This window comes from Kitasatospora sp. NPDC015121, from assembly GCF_055562955.1.
On the sequence record NZ_JBVHEH010000007.1, the window covers coordinates 78,300 to 97,962 of the forward strand.

Annotated in this window: 16 protein-coding genes; 12 read left to right on the forward strand and 4 right to left on the reverse strand. The window is 73.5% G+C overall.

Annotated features, from left to right (window positions below; all coding sequences use genetic code 11):
• Positions 1 to 217: 217 nt before the first annotated feature.
• From ACZ3J7_RS12120 to ACZ3J7_RS12135, 4 genes are all read left to right on the forward strand, one after another.
• Positions 218 to 1,030: an ATP-binding cassette domain-containing protein gene (locus tag ACZ3J7_RS12120; protein ID WP_465619531.1), complete on the forward strand. Its 813-nt coding sequence runs from the start codon at positions 218 to 220 to the stop codon at positions 1,028 to 1,030.
• A complete protein-coding gene (locus ACZ3J7_RS12125; RefSeq protein ID WP_465619533.1) occupies positions 1,027 to 2,025 on the forward strand; it encodes an ABC transporter permease in 999 nt (332 codons plus the stop codon). Before ACZ3J7_RS12120 ends, ACZ3J7_RS12125 begins: the two co-directional genes overlap by 4 nt.
• A gap of 65 nt (positions 2,026 to 2,090) precedes the next feature.
• Positions 2,091 to 3,086 (forward strand): ABC transporter substrate-binding protein, encoded by a 996-nt coding sequence (locus tag ACZ3J7_RS12130; protein ID WP_465619535.1) that lies wholly within the window; start codon positions 2,091 to 2,093, stop codon positions 3,084 to 3,086.
• Between the two features lie 125 nt (positions 3,087 to 3,211).
• Positions 3,212 to 4,288, forward strand: a complete 1,077-nt coding sequence (locus ACZ3J7_RS12135) for a LacI family DNA-binding transcriptional regulator (protein ID WP_465619537.1) — start codon at positions 3,212 to 3,214, stop codon at positions 4,286 to 4,288.
• Positions 4,289 to 4,322: 34 nt separating this feature from the next.
• Here the strand turns inward: ACZ3J7_RS12135 and ACZ3J7_RS12140 are convergent, their stop codons facing one another.
• Complete coding sequence (locus ACZ3J7_RS12140) at positions 4,323 to 4,493, reverse strand: hypothetical protein (protein WP_465619538.1); 171 nt, start codon at positions 4,491 to 4,493, stop codon at positions 4,323 to 4,325.
• A gap of 532 nt (positions 4,494 to 5,025) precedes the next feature.
• On the opposite strand from ACZ3J7_RS12140, the gene ACZ3J7_RS12145 reads away from it, so the two are divergent.
• The 6 genes from ACZ3J7_RS12145 to ACZ3J7_RS12170 all read left to right on the forward strand — a co-directional run bounded on the left by ACZ3J7_RS12145 (position 5,026) and on the right by ACZ3J7_RS12170 (position 11,965).
• On the forward strand, positions 5,026 to 6,135 hold the full coding sequence (locus ACZ3J7_RS12145) for an ABC transporter substrate-binding protein (RefSeq protein WP_465619540.1): 1,110 nt from the start codon (positions 5,026 to 5,028) through the stop codon (positions 6,133 to 6,135).
• An 86-nt stretch (positions 6,136 to 6,221) separates the two neighbouring features.
• Positions 6,222 to 7,814 carry a sugar ABC transporter ATP-binding protein gene (locus ACZ3J7_RS12150; RefSeq protein ID WP_465619542.1) on the forward strand — a complete coding sequence of 531 codons (1,593 nt, stop codon included), beginning with the start codon at positions 6,222 to 6,224 and terminating at the stop codon, positions 7,812 to 7,814.
• Entirely contained in the window at positions 7,814 to 8,779 is a 966-nt protein-coding gene (locus tag ACZ3J7_RS12155; protein ID WP_465619544.1) for an ABC transporter permease, read from the forward strand. The genes ACZ3J7_RS12150 and ACZ3J7_RS12155 overlap by 1 nt, the downstream gene beginning before the upstream one ends.
• Positions 8,776 to 9,753 (forward strand): ABC transporter permease, encoded by a 978-nt coding sequence (locus tag ACZ3J7_RS12160; RefSeq protein WP_465619546.1) that lies wholly within the window; start codon positions 8,776 to 8,778, stop codon positions 9,751 to 9,753. The genes ACZ3J7_RS12155 and ACZ3J7_RS12160 overlap by 4 nt, the downstream gene beginning before the upstream one ends.
• A 74-nt stretch (positions 9,754 to 9,827) precedes the next feature.
• On the forward strand, positions 9,828 to 10,862 hold the full coding sequence (locus ACZ3J7_RS12165) for a LacI family DNA-binding transcriptional regulator (RefSeq protein ID WP_465619548.1): 1,035 nt from the start codon (positions 9,828 to 9,830) through the stop codon (positions 10,860 to 10,862).
• A 38-nt stretch (positions 10,863 to 10,900) separates the two neighbouring features.
• Positions 10,901 to 11,965 (forward strand): aldose epimerase family protein, encoded by a 1,065-nt coding sequence (locus ACZ3J7_RS12170; RefSeq protein WP_465619550.1) that lies wholly within the window; start codon positions 10,901 to 10,903, stop codon positions 11,963 to 11,965.
• Positions 11,966 to 11,997: 32 nt separating this feature from the next.
• Here the strand turns inward: ACZ3J7_RS12170 and ACZ3J7_RS12175 are convergent, their stop codons facing one another.
• Entirely contained in the window at positions 11,998 to 13,035 is a 1,038-nt protein-coding gene (locus ACZ3J7_RS12175) for a LacI family DNA-binding transcriptional regulator (protein WP_465619552.1), read from the reverse strand.
• 189 nt (positions 13,036 to 13,224) lie between these two features.
• Between ACZ3J7_RS12175 and ACZ3J7_RS12180 the strand changes: the two genes are divergently transcribed.
• Positions 13,225 to 15,081 (forward strand): arabinofuranosidase catalytic domain-containing protein, encoded by a 1,857-nt coding sequence (locus ACZ3J7_RS12180; protein WP_465619554.1) that lies wholly within the window; start codon positions 13,225 to 13,227, stop codon positions 15,079 to 15,081.
• A gap of 1,151 nt (positions 15,082 to 16,232) precedes the next feature.
• Positions 16,233 to 16,691: a MarR family winged helix-turn-helix transcriptional regulator gene (locus ACZ3J7_RS12185; RefSeq protein ID WP_465619556.1), complete on the forward strand. Its 459-nt coding sequence runs from the start codon at positions 16,233 to 16,235 to the stop codon at positions 16,689 to 16,691.
• Between the two features lie 488 nt (positions 16,692 to 17,179).
• On the opposite strand, the gene ACZ3J7_RS12190 is transcribed toward ACZ3J7_RS12185, so the two are convergent.
• Both ACZ3J7_RS12190 and ACZ3J7_RS12195 read right to left on the reverse strand, forming a co-directional pair.
• The gene (locus ACZ3J7_RS12190; protein WP_465619558.1) at positions 17,180 to 18,454 is read right to left on the reverse strand and encodes a glycoside hydrolase family 140 protein; all 1,275 of its coding nucleotides are present in this window, start codon (positions 18,452 to 18,454) and stop codon (positions 17,180 to 17,182) included.
• A 162-nt stretch (positions 18,455 to 18,616) separates the two neighbouring features.
• Complete coding sequence (locus ACZ3J7_RS12195) at positions 18,617 to 19,651, reverse strand: LacI family DNA-binding transcriptional regulator (protein WP_465619560.1); 1,035 nt, start codon at positions 19,649 to 19,651, stop codon at positions 18,617 to 18,619.
• Positions 19,652 to 19,663: the final 12 nt, after the last annotated feature.

Here is a 19,663-nt window from a genome sequence, read left to right on the forward strand (position 1 = left end):
CCTTCCGGTAGCGATGTGAACGTTACCGAGCGGATGGAATTGTTCCGGCGTGGCGATGTGCGCGTCAAGGCCGGGCGGAAAGGTCAACTTCGTTGTTTCTCAAGGAATTTGAGGCCCAGTGACAAGTGGCGACGGACTCCTTGACAGCCCGTCACGGCACCGTCAGACTCCCAACTCCTCAGTGAACGTTACCAATCACGGTGCGGAGGTCAGTCCGATGTCCCAACCCCTTCTGGAAGCACGGAAGGTGAGCAAGTGCTACGGACGGGTCCAGGCCCTCCAGGGCGCCGACTTCACCGTCCACCCGGGCGAGGTGGTGGCGCTGATCGGCGACAACGGCGCCGGCAAGAGCACCCTCGTCAAGACCCTCTCCGGCTCCACCGCCCCCGACGGCGGCGAGATCCTGGTGGACGGCGCCCCCGTCCGGCTCGCCGGCCCGCTCGACGCCCGGCGCCACGGCGTGGAGACGGTCTACCAGGACCTCGCCCTCGCCCAGGACCTCGACGCGGCCGCCAACCTCCACCTCGGCCGCGAACTGCGCCGCCCCGGCCTGCTCGGCCGCCTGGGGGTGCTGGACAACGCCGCGATGCGCCGCTCCGCCGTCACCGCCTTCGCCGAACTCGGCGTCGACCTGCGGGACGTGACCGTCCCGGTGGCCGCGCTGTCCGGCGGGCAGCGGCAGTCGGTGGCGGTGGCCCGCGCCGTCGCCTTCGCCGGTCGCGTCATCTTCATGGACGAACCCACGGCGGCCCTCGGCGTGGTCCAGCGCGGCCGGGTGCTGGAAACCGTCAGGCGCGTCCGCGACCGCGGCATCTCCGTCGTCCTGATCAGCCACAACATGCCGGAGGTGCTCTCGGTCGCCGACCGCGTCGAAGTCCTGCGCCTGGGACGGCGGGTGGCCGTCCTCGACGCGGCCACCACCTCGGTCGAGGAACTGGTCGGAGCGATGACCGGCGCCCTGGACCCGGCTACCGGCCCGGAGTCCGCCCCCGGGACGGAGTCCGCCCCCGGAACGGACGGTGCGGCATGAGCGCGCAGCTGCCCGGTTGGGCGCGCCGGATCGTCGCCGCGAACGAGGCGTGGACCTCCGGGGTCCTGCTCCTGCTCGTCGCGTTCTTCACGATCGCCCGGCCCGACACCTTCCTGACCCGCTACGACCTGACCCAGATCGCCACCAACGCCGCGATCTACCTGGTCCTGGGCGTCGGCATGACGTACGTGATCATCGTCGCCGGGATCGACCTGTCGGTCGGCTCGGTGCTGGTGCTCTCCGCCGTGCTCTCGGCCGAGTACACCCTCCACCACGGCGGCGCGGAAGCCGGCTGGGGCACCGTGGCGGTCTCCGCCCTGATCGCGCTGGCCACCGGGCTGCTCTGGGGCGCCCTGCAGGGCTGGCTGGTGGCGAAGGCGAAGGTGCCGCCGCTGATCGTCACCCTCGGCGGCTTCGGCGCGGCCCTCGGCATCGCCCAGGTGGTCACCGGCGGCCAGGACCCGACCGGGGCGGTGTCCAGCAGGCTCCAGCACACCGTCGGCTTCGGCCGGCTGTTCGGCCAGGTCCCCTGGCTGGTCGTCATCGCCCTCGGCACCACCCTGGTGTTCGGCCTGGTCCTCACCCGCACCCGGTTCGGCCGCCACACCTACGCCATCGGCTCCAACCCGGAGGCGGCCCGCCGGGTCGGCATCGACGTGGACCGCCACCTGGTGAAGGTCTACGCCCTGACCGGCCTGCTCTCCGGACTCGGCAGCACCATGTGGCTGGCCTACTTCGGCACCACCTCGATCGCCGGGCACTCCACCGACAACCTGAAGGTCATCACCGCCGTCGTGCTCGGCGGCGCCAGCCTCTTCGGCGGCCGCGGCACCGTGCTCGGCACGGTGATCGGCGTCTTCATCCCCGCCGTGCTCACCACCGGACTGATCATCATGGACGTCCAGCAGTACTGGCAGGACGTCGCGATCGGCGTCGTGCTGGTTGCGGCGGTGTACCTCGACCAGTTCCGCCGCCGCGACCGCGAGCGCGGCTGACCGCCCCGCCGCCAGCCCCCTCAGCGCCCCACCCCCACCGCCCCAGCCGCAGGAGGAAGCCCGCCATGCCCGGAACCAGCAGACCGCGCACCCTCGTCCGCTGCTGCGCCGCCCTCGCCCTGACCGCGACCGCCGCCGGCTGCGGCAGTGGCAGCGGGAGCGGCAGCGCGGACGGCACCAAGGACGTCACCCTGAAGCTCGTCACCGGCGTCAAGAGCGACCCGTTCTACATCACCATGGCCTGCGCCGCCCAGGACGAGGCGAAGAAGCGGGGCGTCAAGCTCACCGTCGACGGCTCGGCGCAGTGGGACGTCGCCGTGCAGCGCCCCCTCATCGACTCGGTCGGCGCGAGCCGCCCCGACGGGCTGCTGGTCTCGCCGGTCGACACCCAGGCCCTCACGCCGTCGCTGGAGCAGGTGCAGAACGCCGGGACCAAGGTCGTCCTGGTGGACACCGCCGTCAGCGACGCCTCCGTCGGGGTCTCCCGGATCTCCTCCGACAACGAGGCCGGCGGACGGACGGCCGCCAAGGCGCTGGCCGAGCTGATGGGCGACGAGGGCTCGGCCATCGTGATCAGCGTCAAGCCCGGCGTCTCCACCACCGACGCCCGGATCAAGGGCTTCACCGAGGAGATGAAGGCCAACCACCCGGCGATCGCGCTGCTGCCCGTCCTCTACGACAACGACCTGCCCGCCACCGCGGCCTCGCAGATCCAGGCCACCCTGGCCGCCCACCCCGACCTCGGCGGCGTCTTCGCCGGGAACACCAACACCGCGCAGGGGGTCGCCACCGGCCTCCGGGCCGCCGGTCGGCAGGGGAGCGTCAAGGTCGCCGCGTTCGACGCCGAGCCCGACGAGGTGACGGCCCTGAAGAGCGGGGTCCTGGACATCCTGGTCGCCCAGGACCCGGCCGGCATCGGCACCCAGGGCGTCGACCAGGCGCTCGCCGCCATCGGCGGGAAACCGGTCACCGCCCGGATCGGCACCACCATGGTCGCCATCACCAAGGCGAACCTCGACGATCCCGCGATCAGCAAGTACGTCTACCGGTCCGCCTGTTGACGTCGCGTCCCCACCGGCCCCGCGGCCGGCGGGGGCGCGGCACCGGCGGGGCGTCGATAGGATTCACTTCCCGACGCCCGGGCCGACCGGCCGGTGCCGGGGGAGTGCGCCGAGGAGGACACCTGTTGAAGCGCCCGACGATGAAGGACGTGGCCCAGGCCGCCGGAGTCAGCCTGATGACGGTCTCCCGCGTGGTCTCCGATGCCCCCGGCGTTTCGCCCGACACCGTCGCCAAGGTCGAGCAGGCCGTGCGCAAGCTCGGCTACCAGCGCAACGTCAACGCCCGAAACCTGCGGCAGAAGCGACTCGGCACCTCCACCATAGGCCTGGTCGTGGACGACCTCGCCAACCCCTTCTACGCCCTGATGGCCCGTTCGATCGAGGACGAGGCGCACCGGCGCGGCTGCGTCGTGCTGGTCGGGAGCACCAACGACGAACCGCGCCGGGAGCGCGAGGTGATCGCCGCCTTCACCGCCCGCCAGGTCGACGGCCTGATCGTCGTCCCCACCATCGGCAGCCACGGCTTCCTCCGCCCGGCCATGGAAGCCGGCACCCACGTGGTCTGCGTGGACCGCCCCGCCGAGGGCCTCGACGTGGACACCGTCACGGTCGACAACCGCGACGGCGCCCGGCACGCCGTCACCCACCTGCTCGGCCACGGCCACTCCCGGATCGCCTACCTCGGCGACCGCTACGACATCTGGACCCAGCGCGAGCGCCACGCCGGGTACCTGGACGCGCTCTCCGCCCGCGGCCTGTCCGCCGACCCCACCCTGGTCCGGCACGGCCTGCGTTCCCACCTGGAGGCCCGGCTCGCCCTCGCCGAACTGCGCGCCCTACCGGACCCGCCGACCGCCCTGTTCACCAGCAACGACCTGATCACCCTGGGCGTCCTGGACGCGATGGACGACCTGGACGGCCCGGACGGCCCGGAGCGGCCGCGGGCCGCGGGGCACCCCCTCCCGATGGCCGTCGTCGGCTTCGACGACCTGCCGCTCGCCAAGCTCCTCGACCCGCCCCTGACCGTCGTCAGCCAGGACCCGGTGGCGGTCGGGAGCACCGCGGCCAACCTCCTGTTCTCCCGGATAGCCGGCGACCGCTCCGCCCCGCGCAAGGTCATCCTGCTCACCCGCCTCGTCGAGCGCCGCTCCGGGGAACGGCCCGGCCACCGCCCCGACCCGCCCGCCGCCGCCTCCTCCTGACCGCGCCGTAGACACGGGTCCGGGGCGGGCCGGGTCAGTCCGAGCCCATCCGGGGCGGGTTCGGGGGCGAAGCCGATGTCCGGTCGACGACGGTGACGACGACGCAGCCGCCCTCGGCGGCTGCGCGGACGCTCGCGGACCTGGTACCCGCGTGCTTCGCCACGTTGGTGAGTGCCTCGTAGGTGGCGTCCAGGAGGGCTTGCACCGCCCGGGGAATCCGGCGGGAACCAGGTCGCGTTCCTCCACCTCCACCCCGGCGGCCCGTTCTGCCTGGAGACCGGCTCCACCACCTCCGACACGGCCGCCCCGCAAGTCCTCCTGCTGAGGGCCGTTCAGTGGGACGCCTGAACCGGTGGCCGACGGGGACGAGCGGCGATGACGAGGTCACCTCCCGGGAAGATCCGGTGTCCGGGGGAGTAGATCGGATTGACAACGTTGGAAATTCGGCGCTACCGGCATCACAGCAGGACGGGTCCGAGTTGTCCAGACCTCGCGCCGGAACCGTTCCGTCTCGTCGCTTTCAGCGCAGGTCAGGCTTCAAACAAGGAAGTTGATGTTCTTTCAGTTGGCTAAGGCCGATCGGGGACTCCGTGTCCAAGTTCTTGACACCGTCTCGGCGGATGGCTCATTGTCCCTCTGCAACGTTGGAAACCGGCGGGTAGCCGGTGCGTCCGACGGCTCCTCCCACCCTTCCGGCCTCCCTCCCCCTCCTCGCAGCCAAGGATGTGATCGGGCGTATGAACCCCACCCCGCGCGCCAAGTCCGTCATCGCCGCACTGCTCCTCGCCGGACTGTGCGCCTCGGTGTCCGCCTGCACCAACCAGGGCGACAGCGGTTCCTCCGGGCACGCTGCCGCCGCCCCCGACAACACCGCGGCCGCCCAGCAGGTCATCCAGCCCTCCACGTCGGCCGCCGGGCCCGGCTGCACCGCGGACACCTACGGCGCGCCGAAGCTCGACCTCACCGACGGCAAGGCGGTCGTCGGCTTCTCGCAGTCGGAGTCCACCAGCAACCCGTTCCGGGCGGCCGAGACCGCCAGCATCGAGGCGGAGGCCAAGAAGCTCGGCGTCAAACTGATCGAGCGCAACGCCAACGCCGACGTCAACGCCCAGAACGCGCAGATCCAGGACATGATCGCGCAGGGTGTCCAGGTGCTGATCGTGGCTCCGGAGAACTCCGACGGCCTCGGCCCGGCGCTGGCCGCCGCCAAGGCGAAGAAGATCCCGGTGCTGACCATCGACCGCACCGTCGGCGGCGCCGCCTGCTCCGACTTCGTCGCCTTCATCGGGTCCGACTTCTACGGCCAGGCCCAGATCGCCGCCGACGACCTGGCGGGCGCCACCGGCGGGCAGGCGCACGTGGCGATCCTGCAGGGCACCCCGGGCAACAACGTCTCGGCCGACCGGACCAAGGGCTTCACCGACCAGGTCGCCGCGAAGTACCCGAACATCCAGGTGGTGGCCTCGCAGACGGCCAACTTCGACCAGACCGAGGGCCAGAAGGTGATGGAGCAGCTGCTCCAAGCCCACCCCGACATCAACGCCGTCTACGCCGAGAACGACGGCATGGCACTCGGCGCGATCCAGGCGATCCGCTCGGCGGGCAAGGCGCCCGGCAAGGACATCAAGATCGTGTCCATCGACGGCATCAAGCAGGCCGTGCAGGGGGTGATCGACGGGCAGCTGGTCGCCGACATCGAGACCAACCCGCGCTTCGGCCCGCTGGCCTTCCAGTCGCTGAAGGACTTCTACGGCACGGCCGGGGTCCAGCCCAAGGTGATCATCAAGGACGGCCACTTCACCGCGGACAACGCCAAGCAGGCCCTCGACCAGGGCCTGGTGTACTGACCCGCCGCTACCCCGCCGCCGGGGCCCGCCCGCCCGCGGTCCCCGGCCCGCCCCCGTCCGAGAACGACCGCAGGAGGAGGAACCCCATGACCCAGGCGGACCGGCCCGACGAACCCGTCGGCACACCCGCGGACGCGGACGCCCCCGTGCTGGTGGCGACCGGGATCGACAAGAGCTTCGCGGGCGTCCACGCCCTGCGGGACGTCGGCCTGACGCTCCGTCCGGGACGGGTGCACGCCCTGGTCGGCGAGAACGGCGCCGGCAAGTCCACCCTGATCAAGGTGCTCACCGGCGTCCACCGCCCCGATGCCGGTCGGCTCGAACTGGCGGGCGCGCAGAAGGAGTTCCGCACCCCGCTGGAGGCCCAGCAGGCGGGCGTCTCCACCGTCTACCAGGAAGTCAACCTGGTACCGATGATGTCGGTGGCCCGCAACCTGTACCTGGGCCGCGAGCCGCGCCGCCGCGGCCTGCTCGACCTGCGCCGGATGCACCGGGAGGCCGCCGGACTGCTGGTCCGCTACGGCGTCGACACCGACGTCACCCGGCCGCTGCGCGAACTCGGGCTCGGTGCCCAGCAGATGGTCGCCCTCGCCCGCGCCGTCCAGGTCGACGCCCGGGTCGTCGTCATGGACGAACCCACCTCCTCGCTGGAACCCCGCGAGGTGGACACCCTGTTCGCCGTCGTCCGCGACCTCACCGCCCGGGGCACCGCCGTGGTGTACGTCAGCCACCGGATGGACGAGCTCTACGCCCTGTGCGACGACGTCACCGTGCTGCGCGACGGCCGGGTCGTGCACACCGGCGGACTCGCCCCCCTCACCCGCCGCGACCTGGTCGCCCTGATGCTCGGTCGCACCCTCGTCGCCGCCCGCGCCCGCGGCACCCGGCACACCCCCGACGCCGACGCCCCGCCCGCACTGCGCGCCCGCGGCCTCACCGTGCGCCACCGCGTCCACGGGGTCGACTTCGACATCCACCGCGGCGAGGTGCTCGGCCTGGGCGGACTGCTCGGCTCCGGACGCAGCGAGAGCGCCAAGGCGGTGGTCGGCGCGCTCGGTGCGGACACCGGACGGGTCGAGGTGGACGGCGGGGAACTGGTCCGGCGCAGCCCCGCCGCCGCGATCCGGGCCGGCGTGGTGCTGCTGCCCGAGGACCGCAAGGCCGAGGGCATCGTGCCCAACCTGTCCGTCCGGGAGAACATCGTGCTGGCCGCGCTGCCCCGGCTCTCCCGGGCCGGAATGGTCTCCCGGGCCCGGCAGGACGAGGTGGTGGAGACGTTCATGGCCCGGCTGCGGATCAAGGCCGCGAGCCCCGACCAGAAGGTGGCCGACCTCTCCGGCGGCAACCAGCAGAAGGTCCTGCTGGCCCGCTGGCTCTGCCTGGCCCCCAAGGTCCTGCTGCTGGACGAACCCACCCGAGGCATCGACGTCGGCGCCCGCGCCGAGGTGCAGACCCTGATCGACGAACTCGCCGCCGACGGGCTCGGCGTCCTGCTGATCTCCTCCGACGCGGAGGAACTGATCGCCGGCGCCGACCGCGTCCTGGTCCTCAAGGACGGCACCCCCGTCGACGAACTCACCGGCGACCGGGTCAACCCGGACGACCTGCTCGCCGCCCTCGCCCACGAGACCCGCCCCCCGTCCGGGACCGGTACCGACGAGACGGACGGAGTGCGGTGATGAGCGTTCTCGCTCCTGCGGGGGTGCTGCGGGGCCGGAGCCCCGTGGCGCGGCTGCTGCGGCGCTACGCGGTGTACGTGGCGCTGGGGGTGCTGTTCCTGGCGGCGGTGGTGCTGGACACCGGGTTCCTGTCGGCGGGGAACGTGCGGATCCAGCTGTTCCAGGTCGCGCCGACGCTGATGGTCGCCCTGGGGATGGCGCTGGTGATCGGCACCGAGGGCATCGACCTGTCGGTGGGCGCGGTGATCGCGCTCGCAGCCGCCGTGATCCCGCTGTACATCGGGTGGGGGCTGCCGGTTGCGCTGCTGGTGGCCGTCGGGCTCGGCGCGCTGAGCGGACTGGCGGGCGGCGCGATGGTCGCCTTCGCCAAGGTCCAGCCGATCGTGGCGACGCTCGCCCTGATGATCGGCGTGCGCGGCCTCGCCTCCCTGGTCAACGGCGCCTCCGCCAAGCCGGTCACCGACGCCGGCCTGCTCGCCCTCGGTGCGGACGCCTTCCTCGGCGTCCCGCTGACCGCCTGGCTGGCGGCCGGGTGCGTCGGGCTGACCGCGGTGCTGGTGCACCGCACCACCTTCGGGCGGCAGCTGGTCGCGATCGGCGACAACCGGCGGGCGTCCCGGCTGGCCGGGCTGCCGGTGCGCCGGGTGCTGCTGACGGTGTACCTGCTGTCCGGAGTGCTGGCCGCCGTGGCCGGCGCGATGATCGTCGGGCACGGCGCCGAGGCGGACCCGGCCAACCAGGGCCGCAACGTCGAACTGGACGCGATCACCGCCGTCGTGGTCGGCGGCACCCCGCTGGCCGGCGGCAGCGTCCGGGTGCTGGGCACCGTCGCGGGCGCCCTGTTCATGCAACTGACCGCCGCCGTGCTCACCCAGCACGACGTGCCCGGCTCGCTCACCAAGATCATCGAGGCGGCCGTCATCTGCGTCGCCGTCTACGCCTCCCGGGAGCGTGGTACCCGATGAGCTCCACCGTCCTCACCGCGGAGACCGCCGCCGAACGGCTCGCCGCCCGCATCCAGCGCCACGGCGCGCTCACCGTGCTGGCCCTGCTGGTGCTCTGCGCCTCGGTGTTCTCGCCCGGCTTCGCGAACACCGACAACCTGGGCGCGATCCTCGGCAACAACGCCTTCCTCTGGCTGCTCGCCCTCGGCCTGACCTTCGTCATCCTCACCGGCGGCATCGACCTGTCGGTCGGCTCGATGTACGCGCTCGGCGGCGTCCTCGCGGCCTGGGCCGCCGAGCGGTACGGCACCTGGGCCGCCCTGCTGCTGCCGCTCGCGGTCGGCGCCGCCTGGGGCTGCGCGCACGGACTGCTCATCGCCCGGGCCCGGATGGCCCCGTTCATCGTCACCCTGGCCGGACTGCTCGGCGCCCGCGGTCTGCTCCAGCTGATCACCGACGAGGGCGCGAACACCCACCTGGTGCCGCGCGGCTCGGCGTTCCGCGCACTCGGTGAGGGCACCTGGACGCCGGTGCTGATCTCCGCCGCCCTGTTCGGCCTCGGCGCCCTGCTGCTCAACCGCACCCGGTTCGGCGCCACCACCACGGCGATCGGCGGCAACGAACACGCCGCCACCCTGATGGGACTGCCGGTCGCCCGCACCAAGACGCTGGTCTACGTGCTGTCCGCCACGCTCGCCAGCGCCGCAGGCGCGCTCGGCGGCGCCCGGCTCGGCTCCGGCGTCACCACCGTCGGCGTCGGCTACGAACTCACCGCCATCGCCTCGGTGGTGATCGGCGGCACCCTGCTCACCGGCGGCAGCGGCTCGGTCGGCGGCACCGTCGCCGGCGTCCTGCTGCTGTCGGTGGTCCACAACCTGATCGACCGCTCCGCCTCCCAGTACGGCTCCGCCGTCACCGACACCGTCAACGGCGCCTTCCTCGCCGTCGTGGTGCTCGCCCAGGCGCTGCTCAACCGGGAACGCCGGGACGAATGAGCGCCGTCCGCACCCCGCGGGCGGCGCGGCCCGCGCCGGTCCCGCCCGAACCGAACGAGAAGGGGCCGAAGGCCATGGGTGTGAGCCTCAAGGACGTCGCGCTGCGGGCCGGAGTGTCCGTCAAGACCGTCTCCAACGTGGTCAACGACTACCCGCACGTCCGGGCCGGCACCCGCGACCGCGTCCAGCGCGCCATCGACGAACTCGGCTACCGCCCCAACGCCACCGCCCGGCAACTGCGCACCGGACGCAGCGGCATCATCGCGCTCGCCGTCCCCGAACTGGGCAACCCCTACTTCGCCGACCTCGCCACCGCCGTCATCGACGCCGCCGCCCACCACGCCCACACCGTGCTGCTCGACCACACCGCCGGGCTGCGCGCCAACGAGACCCTGGTCTCCCAGGGCTTCCGCTCCCACCTCATCGACGGGCTCATCCTCAGCCCCATCCACCTGGAGAAGGAGGACCTGCTGCACCGCCCCGACCGGCCGCCGCTGGTCCTGCTGGGCGAACGCGAGTACGACGCCCCGTTCGACCACATCGCCATCGACAACGTCGCCGCCGCCCGGCTGGCCGTGCGCCACCTGCTCGGCCTCGGCCGCCGCCGGATCGCCTTCGTCGGCGCCCGCCGCGACAGCCGCCGCCAACCCGCCCACCTGCGGCTGCGCGGCTGGCGCGAGGAACTCCTCGCCGCCGGCCGCAGCCCCGACCAGGACCTGGTGGTCGCCACCGACGGCTACGACCGGCTGGACGGCGCCGTCGCCATGACCCGGCTGCTCGACCTGCCCGAACCCCCGGACGCCGTCTTCGCCTACAACGACCTGGTCGCCCTGGGCGCGCTGCGGGTGCTGGCCGAACGCGGCGTCAAGGTGCCCGAACAGGTCGCCGTGGTCGGCTTCGACGACATCGAGGACGGCCGCTACGGCGCCGTCTCCCTCACCACCATCGCCCCCGACAAGGCCGCCATCGCCCGCCTCGCCGTCGACTGCCTGATCGCCCGGATCGAGTCCGCACCCGGCCGCACCCCGCCGGCGCCCCGCCGCATCCTGCCCAGCCACACCCTGGTCGTCCGCGAATCCACCGCCGGACGCGCGGCGCACCGCCCCTGACGCCGGGCCAGCGCGCCCCCCTCCACCAAGGAACCCCGTTGCCGCTCCCGTCCGTGACCCGCAGCCCGTTCGGCACCCCGGCCGACGGCACCCCCGTCTCCCGCTGGACGCTCGACTCCGGCACCGGCGTGCGCGCCGAGGTCCTGGACCGAGGCGGCGTCCTGCACCGCCTCGACGTCCCCGCCCCCGACGGCAGCCGCACCAGCGTCGTCCTCGGCCACGACACCCTGGACGGCTACACCGCCGACACCGCCTACCTCGGCGCCCTGATCGGCCGCTACGCGAACCGGATCGCCCACGGCCGCTTCGACCTCGACGGCCGCACCCACCGCGTCCCCGCCACCGACCGCGGCCACGCCCTGCACGGCGGACCGGACGGCTTCCACCGCCGTCAGTGGCACGCCACCGCCCGGACCGCCCCCGACCGCGCCGAACTCCGCCTCGACCTGCACAGCCCCGACGGCGACATGGGCTTCCCCGGCGCCCTGCACGTCACCGCCCGCTACACCCTCGACCGCCACGGCACCCTGCGCCTGGACTGGACCGCCGGCACCGACCGGCCCACCCCCGTCAACCTCACCCAGCACGCCTACTTCAACCTCTCCGGACCGGGCGGCGCCGGCCTCCTCGGCCACCGCCTGGCCGTCGACGCCGACTCCTACCTCCCCGTCGACCCCGCCGCCATCCCGCTGGGCGCCCCCGCCCCCACCCTCGGCACCCCCTTCGACCTCAGCGCGCCCCGCCCGCTCGGCGAACGCCTCGCCCACCCGCACCCCCAACTGCGCCGGGCCGGCGGCTACGACCACTGCTTCGTGCTCACCGCGCCCCCCGCCCCCGGCGCACTGCGCCGCGCCGCCCGACTGCACGACCCCGCCAGCCGCCGCCGGATGGAGGTCTGGACCACCGAGCCCGGCCTGCAGGTCTACACCGGCAACGCCCTGACCGGCGACCCCCACCCGAGGCACGGCGGGCTCTGCCTGGAGACCCAGCACTTCCCCGACTCGCCCAACCGCCCCGACTACCCCGACACCGTGCTGCGCCCCGGCGCGCTCCGCCGCAGCACCACCGAGTTCCGCTTCCCGCACCTGGCGGACCCGTGGTGACCGGCCGGGGGCCGACGGCGGCCGCCCGCCGCTCAGCGCGCCACGGTGCTGCTCTCGCGCACCACCACCCGGAAACCCGGTGTGATCCGCCGCCCCGGGCCGGTGTAGCGCTGCTCGATCCGCTCCTCCAGACAGCGCACCGCCAGCTCGGCGATCAGCCGCTTGTCGGGCGCGACCGTGGTCAGCGACGGAATCGCGTAGGCCGCCTCCTCGACGTCGTCGAACCCGACGATCGCCAGGTCCTGCGGCACCCGCAGCCCCGCCTCGTGCGCCGCCCGCAGCGCGCCCAGCGCCATCAGGTCGTTGAAGCAGAACACCGCGTCCGGCCGCTCGGTCAGCCGCAGCAGCCGCCGCATCGCGGACGCGCCGTCCGGCCGGAAGTACGCCCGCACCGGCGGCAGCAGCTCCGGGTCGAGCGGCAGCCCGGCGTCCGCCAGCGCCTCCCGGTACCCGGCCAGCCGCTGCTCGGCGGTGGCCCGCGGCGCCGGATCCTGCCAGCCGATCGCGGCGATCCGCCGGTAGCCCTCGTCCAGTAGGTGGCGGGTCACCTCGCGCGCGCCCGCCACGTTGTCGATGTGCACCCGGTCCGCGACCGGGCCCAGGTCGGCCTCGCCCAGCAGCACCAGCGGGATCTCCCGGGAGCGCGACAGCAGCGCCGCCCGGTCCAGGCCCAGCGGGCTGAGGATCACCCCGTCGATCATCGGGTCGCCCAGACCGGAGGCGATCCGCAGCTCCGCCGCCGGGTCGCCGCCGGTGTCGTCCATCAGCACGGTGATGCCCACCCGGCGGGCCGCCGCGATCACCTCCACCGCCAGCTCCGCGAAGTACGGGGACGGCAGCTCCGGGAAGGCCAGCGCGATCACCCCGCTGCGGCCGGTGCGCAGTCGACGGGCCGTCACGTTCGGCTGGTAGCCCAGCTCATCGATGGCGCGCTGCACCCGCTCGCGGGTCGCGTCGGCGACCGGCACCGTACCGTTCACCACGTTCGAGACGGTCTTGACCGAGACCCCGGCCAGCTCCGCCACGTCCTTCAACCGCGGCGCCGCAGCGCCACCACCCGGCACGGACACGCCGCACCCTCCTCCCGCCGACCGGCGCGAGGGAGCGCGGCCGGCCTCGCCACGACGCCGCTACTGCAACGTGAGAATACAAGGTCGCCGATGAACGGACAGCACCTCGCACCCCGGAGCCGGGCCCCGCCCCCGGTCGGCCCGAGACCGGTACCGCCCCCTCGCACCCCCACCCAGAAGGAGCGCACCTTGTCCATTCAAGTCCATTCACCCACAAGGCAGTTGTGGCGCAACGCGCGGGCGGCCGCCGCCGTTATGGCGCTGCTCGTCGCCGCCCTGATCGGCCTGCCCGGCATCGGCCACGCCGCCACCGCGCAGCCCTGCGACCTGTACGCCTCCGGCGGCACCCCCTGCGTCGCCGCGCACAGCACCACCCGCGCCCTGTTCGCCGGCTACGGCGGCCCGCTCTACCGCGTCACCCGGACCTCCGACGGCGCGAGCACCGACATCGGCCTGCTCGCGGCGGGCGGTTATGCCAACGCCCAGGCGCAGGACCAGTTCTGCAACGGCAGCAGCTGCCGGATCACCCGGATCTACGACCAGACCTCCCGGCACAACGACCTCCTGCCCGGACCCGCGGGCACCGCGGGCGGCGTCGACCGCGGCGCGGACGCCTCCGAGATCGCCGTCACCGCCGGCGGCCACAAGGTCTACGGCGTGTGGATCTCCCCCGGCGTCGGCTACCGCTACACCGGCGTGGCCTCCGGCGTCGCCGTCAACGGCCAGCCCGAGGGCGTCTACATGGTCGCCTCCGGCACCCACGTCGGCGCCGACTGCTGCTTCGACTACGGCAACGCCGAATCCACCCCCGCCGACACCGGCAACGGCCACATGGACGCCGTCTCCATCGCCACCACCTGCTACTTCCCGCCGTGCAGCGGCAACGGCCCGTGGATCGAGGCCGACCTCGAGAACGGCATGTTCCAGGGCGACAACGGCTCCAACACCGCCAACCTCGGCAACACCAGCCCCTACGTCACCGCCGTGCTGAAGAACGACGGCCAGACCACCTACGCCCTCAAGGGCGGCAACGCGCAGTCCGGAGCGCTCACCACCTGGTGGAACGGCGCCCTGCCCAGCCGCCCCGGCTACCGCCCGATGAAGCAGGAGGGCGGCATCATCCTCGGCATCGGCGGCGACAACTCCAACCGGAACCGCGGCACCTTCTTCGAGGGCGCCATGGTCGCCGGCTACCCGAGCGACGCCACCGAGAACGCCGTCCAGGCCAACGTCACCTCCGTCGGCTACAGCGGGCGCACCGACCTGCCCAACGGCCCGCAGGGCACGGTCACCGGACCCGGCGGGCAGTGCGTGGACGTCGCCGCCGACGACAGCGGCACCAACGGCACCGCCGTCCAGCTGTGGAACTGCCAGACGTACGCCGAGGACCAGCACTGGACGCACAACGCCGACGGCTCGCTCGGCACCATCGGCCGCTGCCTGGACGCCACCGGCAACGGCACCGCCAACGGCACGCTCCTCCAGCTGTGGGACTGCAACGGCGGCGGCGCCCAGAAGTGGGTCCAGCAGGCCGACGGTTCACTGCTGAACCCGCAGTCCGGGCGCTGCCTGGACGCCCCCAACGGCAACACCGCCAACGGCACCCGGCTGCAGCTGTGGGACTGCAACGGCGCCGCCGCGCAGAAGTTCACCGTGAACGGCGGCGGTCCCGTGGCCGCCCCCGGCGGGCAGTGCGTGGACGTCGCCGCCGACGACAGCGGCACCAACGGCTCCGCCGTCCAGCTGTGGAACTGCCAGTCGTACGCCCTCGACCAGCACTGGACGCACCCCGCCGACATCTCGCTGCGCACCCTGGGCCGCTGCCTGGACGCCACCGGCAACGGCACCGGCAACGGCACGCTCCTCCAGCTGTGGGACTGCAACGGCGGCGGCGCCCAGAAGTGGATGCAGCAGGGCGACGGCTCGCTGCTGAACCCGCAGTCCGGGCGCTGCGTGGACGCGCCGAGCGGCAACACCGCCAACGGCACCCGCCTGCAGCTGTGGGACTGCAACGGCAGCGCGGCGCAGAAGTTCACCCTGCGCTGACGGCCCGCCAGCAGTACGGAGCGGACGGCAGCCGATCACGCCGTGGCGGTCGCCGTCCGGTTCCGGGCCGGTTCGCGTGGAGTCGTCGGCACCGACCGCGCGATCCACCGGCCTTGAGCAGTTCCCGCCACCAACCGTCCCACTGCGCAAGGGAACAGACGCGCAGCCGGAATTCCCGGCCGGTGGGAACGAGGTTCCCGCACATGACGTGCGGTGTGCATGGTCCCGGCTCACGGTGCGCGGAGTGGAACTCGTCGCTCGCACGCACATCGACCTGGTGAGGGCCGCTGCCGCGCGCTGTAGCCGACCGTGTAATCGACTACGCTCCCACCAAGGACGCTCCCTTCGCACGCGCGTCCCGGCGCGCTCCCCGGGTGCTCCCGTCCGCCGCCGGAGACGACCGGGACGTGGTGGGGTGACCGCCCGCGACTGCGAGGACGCTTGGCTGGCCGCGGCCGCGCTCATCCCGCAGACCACCCGCTTGAAGTTCCTCGTCGCCTCCCGCCCCGGCGTCGTCGCACCGCCGCTCGCCGTCCACCACGCCGACACCTGCCTCACCTGGGGCGAGCCCCCGGTGGCCGTGGCGCGCAAGGGCGCCGGGTGCGCGTCCTCGCCACCGAGCAGGGCCGCGAACTCTTCCACGGCATCCGGCCGCACGCCATCAGCCGGGACACCGCGGACGAGGCGTGGACGGAGGCCGGCCGCATCCTCGGCACCGCACGCTGCCGCTCGCCCTGCTGCAGCGGCACTTCGCCTCGGAACCGACCGCGGGGGCGATCCGCTGAACTGCCTGGCGTTGTCGTCGCAGTCCGCGGCTGGCGTGTCCCGTCGCCGACCCCGGGGACCAGGGACGAACTCCCGCACCGGGTCAGCCGCTTCGAATCGCCGGTTCCGGCCCCGTCCCGGCAACAGCCGACGGCGCTCCTCTCGTCGGTGGAGTCCGGCTCGCGCCTCGACGGGGCCGCCGGTGCCGTGTGCCGACGCGGTGGTTGCCGATGACTGCCTCACCCCTGGTCGAGGTCGAGCGGCGGTAACCCGGGGCGGCGGTGGCCGACTTGGCGTCGAGCGGGCGTGTTCCCAATAAGCTGAGTATGCTCACTATGAGCGCACTCAGTAAATGCGCGGACCCTAGGAGAAGGGGAAGGCGTGTCATGGCGAAGCAGCCGGCGTCGAGGCCGCGGTTCGGCAGCAGTGACCCCGTGGCGGACGAACTCTTCGACACCGCACGTGGGTTGCGTGCCCTCGTGGACGGCAGGTTGCGCCGGTACGGGACGTCGGTTGCACGGTTGCGCGCCCTGCGTGTCCTCGCTCTCGCGAGTGAGCCGCTGCGGATGCGTGACCTCGCCGAATACGTTGGCAGCGCCGCCCGCACCACGACGGCGATCGTCGACGGCCTGGAGCGCGACGGGTTGGTCGAGCGGGTGCGCCATCCCTCGGACCGGCGGGCGTTCCTGCTGAGGCTCACCGAGGAGGGTGCGCGGCGTCGCCGGGAGGCCGAGGAGCTCGACCGGGCGGCCCTGGCCGCGGTGACCGGCGCGCTCAGCCGCGTCGAGCGCGAGCAGCTGCGCGCCCTGCTCGCTCGCGTCCGTGCTGCTGTCGCGGTCGGCTGACCAAGCCGTGGGCAGGGGTTCTCGGATCCGGAGGGGCGGGCGGTGGGCCGTCGCGCAAAGGACCGGCGGGTTCCCGGGGATCACAGTCCGTCCTGCGGGCTCAGGCTCGTCCGCCTTCGCGCCGAGGGGGTTCGTCGGCAGAAGAAGGGGTGCGTCACGGGGTACGTGCTGCTGGGGTTCGGACGCGTCTGTTCCGCGGCGGCGCTGGTTGTCCTCCCGGCCGCGGCGCGGACGGGCAGCCGCAGCGAGGAGGACACGGAGGACGGTCTCGGCCGGGCCTGCCGCAGGAGGGCCCGGGGAGTCTCGTCGAGCGCTCGGGAACGGGAAGAGGACGGGTTCGGTGGCGTGCTGCAAGGCGCCCGGCGGGATGATCGCGTGCACCGTCACCACGGCCCGGAGGGAGCGCACCCGGGGCGCCGGCGCGGGAAGCCCCGCACCTCGGCGCGGCGGAGTCGACGAACGGTACGTTCCGGGGCGTGGTGCGCGGTTCACGCTTCGAAGAGGTAGAGGACGTCGGAGGCGGACTCCGGCAGGGGGAGGCGGGTCCGGCCCGCGGAGGCCTCCGGCCACGGGTGCAGGGGGGCGCGGTCCTCCAGCGTCCAGGCGCGCGCGGTGTGCCCGGACAGGTCGACGGCCAGGTCCACCGGGAACGCGTCCGGCACGTACACGGCGACCAGCGAGCCGTCTCCGGTCGCTCCGACCCGGACGCCTTCCGGCCCCGCCGCCAGGAGGTCCTGGCGGGCGCGCAGTCCGTACAGGGCGTGCTCCTCGACGGTGCGGCGCACGAACGCCGCGTCGTCCGCGCCGGGGAAGGCCAGGGCCGTGCGGAAGTCGAAGGTCGGGCCGGAGAACCCCTCGTTGGTGAAGGCGTCGCCGCGGCGGTGCCAGCTCCACAGCCCGTGGGCGCCGTAGCCCAGGCCCGCCGTCGCCCCCGCCAGCACGCTCCACCAGCAGGCGCGCCGGACGTCGCGCGCGCTGTGGCGGCCCGGGCCGCCACAGCGGCCGTGGCCCTCGTAGCAGGGCTCCATGTTGACCACCGGCCGGGGCGACGGCAGCCCTGCGTACCGTTCGGCCAGCTCCCACGCCAGCTCCTGGCCGTCGTGCCGGTGGCTGCTCTGGTAGGCGTGGAAGGACAGTCCCGCGTCCTCGGTCAGGGCCTTCGACAGGACGGCCTCCGGGGCGGTGTGCAGCGCGGTCAGTGACTGCGGGGCCACCTCCCGGACGCGTCGCAGCGCGGTCAGGAAGCGCTCCGTGGACTCCTCGGCGGTGAACCGGGCGTCGCCGCTGAGCACCCACACCGGATCGAGGTCGGCGAAGTGCTCCAGCGCCAGGTCGACGTAGGCCGTGCTCTGCTCAGCGGTCATCACGGTGTGCGGGGTCAGCTGCGAGCCCCACGTCCCCGGGACGTAGTTGTTCCACAGAAGGACCAGGTGCGGGACGAACCCGCGGGCCACGGCGGTCCGGACCATCGCGCGGGCCCGCGCGAAGTAGGACGGGTCGGGGCGGTCGAAGTCCTGGGTCCCGTCGGGGCGCAGGTGGAACGCCCACCGGTCCCCGGCACCGCTGCTGCGGTCGTGCGCGATGGCCAGGACGCTCAGGTAGACGCCGTTGAAGCCCTGGGCCGCCCGCTGCCGCAGGTAGGCGTCCCACTCCTCGTCCGTGGCCCGGGCGAACGCCGCCCAGACGGTGTCGCCGAGGAGGAAGACCGGTTTCCCGTCGACCTCGAAGCAGCGGGCGTCGGTGGAGAGCGACAGGCGGGTCATGGACGTGCACCTCCGGGGTGGGGGACGGGCGGAATGGCGCGCAGCGCCCCGGCGGCCTCCGGGCCGTCGCCGCGCCTGAAGATTCAGTGAACCGGACCCGTCAGGCCAAGGGGTCGGTGCGGCTCCCGGCGGTCGGCCACGGGAGCCGCCGGGTCCGGCTCCTCACCGTCCGCCGTCGCCGGTCCGTTCGAGGGTGGACTCCCGCTCGATCAGGCGGACGGCCAACCTGGTGTCGCGGGAGGCCACCCCGGGGTGCCGCAGGCGTTCCAGCAGGTGCCAGACGGCCTGGGCCCCGATGAGCTCCTTGTCCGCGGCGATGGTGGTCAGCGGCGGGGAGGCGTGGGCGGCCAGGGGCACGTCGTCGTACCCGACCAGGGCGACGTCCCGCGGGACGCGCAGGCCGCGTCCGCGCAGGGCGTCCAGCGCCCCGAGCGCGGACTCGTCGTTGGCGCAGAACACCGCGGTGGGCGGCTCCGGCAGGTCGAGCAGCTCCCGCATGGCGCGGTGGCCGCTGGGGATGTCGAAGTCGCAGTGGCGGACGTACCGGGGGTCGAACTCCAGGCCGTGCTCGGCGAGCGCGCGCCGGTAGCCCTGCAAGCGCCAGGCGGCGGGGGCGATGTTCTCGGGGGCGGTGATGAGGGCCGGGACGGGGCCGGGGCGCCCGAGGCCGAGGAGGTGGCGGGTGGCGAGGTAGCCGCCGTTCTCGTCGTCGTGGCGGACGTGGTCGACCGGGAGGTCCAGGGGCGTGTGTTCGAGCAGCACGCAGGCGACGCCGGCTTCGATGATCCTGCGCAGGTACTCCAGGTCGCTGCCGTAGCTGAGCACGAGCAGCCCCGACACCTGCCCGCGCTCCACGCACAGCGGGAGCCGGCCGGCCGCCGGGTCGACCACCTCGTAGGTCAGCGCGATGCCCTGGCCGGCGCAGGCCTGCTGGGCACCGTGCAGCACGCGCGCGTAGTAGGGGTTGACCGGCGAGAACGCCTCGCCCGCCCAGGAGACGAAGCCGATGTCGGTGACGGACGGCTCCGTCTCCGCCCTGCGGCGCCGGGGCTGGTAGCCGAGGGTCTGCGCCGCCTCCACGACGGACGCCCGCACCGGGGCGGACACCCAGGTCTTCTCGGTGAAGACCGCCGAGGCGGTGCCGATCGACACGCCGGCGGTCTCCGCGACCTGGCGGAGCGTCACCCGTGCAGCCACTGCGCGGTCCTC